The sequence below is a fragment of the Streptomyces chiangmaiensis genome (assembly GCF_036281785.1).
Lineage (GTDB): Bacteria > Actinomycetota > Actinomycetes > Streptomycetales > Streptomycetaceae > Streptomyces > Streptomyces chiangmaiensis.
In genome coordinates this window covers 1-855 of the sequence record NZ_JAYWVC010000648.1, presented here as the reverse complement: position 1 = coordinate 855, position 855 = coordinate 1, and the positions used below count along the sequence as shown (strand labels likewise).

At 67.3% G+C, this 855-nt stretch carries 2 protein-coding genes; one reads left to right on the top strand and one right to left on the bottom strand.

Features of this window, described 5'->3' with window-relative positions:
- The coding region (locus VXC91_RS46185; protein ID WP_329513301.1) for a hypothetical protein at positions 1–347 on the bottom strand (347 nt) is incomplete at its 3' end.
- 151 nt (positions 348–498) lie between these two features.
- Here VXC91_RS46185 and VXC91_RS46180 point away from each other — a divergent pair.
- Positions 499–780 (top strand): hypothetical protein, encoded by a 282-nt coding sequence (locus VXC91_RS46180; RefSeq protein ID WP_329513300.1) that lies wholly within the window; start codon positions 499–501, stop codon positions 778–780.
- Positions 781–855: the final 75 nt, after the last annotated feature.

Here is an 855-nt window from a genome sequence, read left to right as displayed (position 1 = left end):
CTCAACTCAGAGGTGTTGAACGACGCAGAGGCGGCACCGCCCGCAGCGGCTCCCAGAGCGGGCGCGAGCCCGCCGCCCCACACGCCCAGCGTCTGACGGTCCACGACGTGCAGCCGCTGGAACGCGCCTTCTGGGCCTGGGCCATCGTCGAAGTCCTCGGCCACACCGGCATACGCATCGAGGAGGCCCTGGATCAGACCCACCACAGCTTCGTCGCCTACCGGCCGCCCACCATTGGTGAGATCGTGCCCATGCTCCAGGTCGCCCCGTCCAAGCTCGACCAGGAACGGCTGCTGCCGGCCTCCCCTCAACTCGGAGGAAAAGGAGGCCTTCTGGGCCTTCGTCACGATCGAGGTTCCCCGGCTGACCGGCATCCGCAACGGGGAACTCCTGGAGCTGACGCACCGCAGCGTCACCCGGTACCGGCCGCCGTCCACTGGCGAGGTCGTACCGCTGCTGCAGATCGCCCCGTCCAAGACCGACACCGAGCGACTCCTCTTGGTCAGCCCGGAACTCGCCGACGTCCGCAGCACCATCATCATCCGCCTGCGCGCGCGCCCCGACGGGGCGATACCGCTGGTGGCCTCCTACGACGTCCGCGAAAAGGTCTGGAACCCGCCGATGCCGCTGCTGTTCCAGCGCGACATCGGCTCCGAACACCGCGCATTCACGCCGACCGCAATCCGAAAACTGCTCATCAACGCCCTGGCTGCCACCAGCCTGACCAACCTGGCAGGCGAGGCGCAGACGAGATCCTCGAACGCCTCGCCGCATATCTGAACAGAGTTCCCGACTCAGAAGACTAGGGAGTTCTTCAAAGTCCCGTCTGCCCGGCGCTGTGTGGTGCGCACGCTG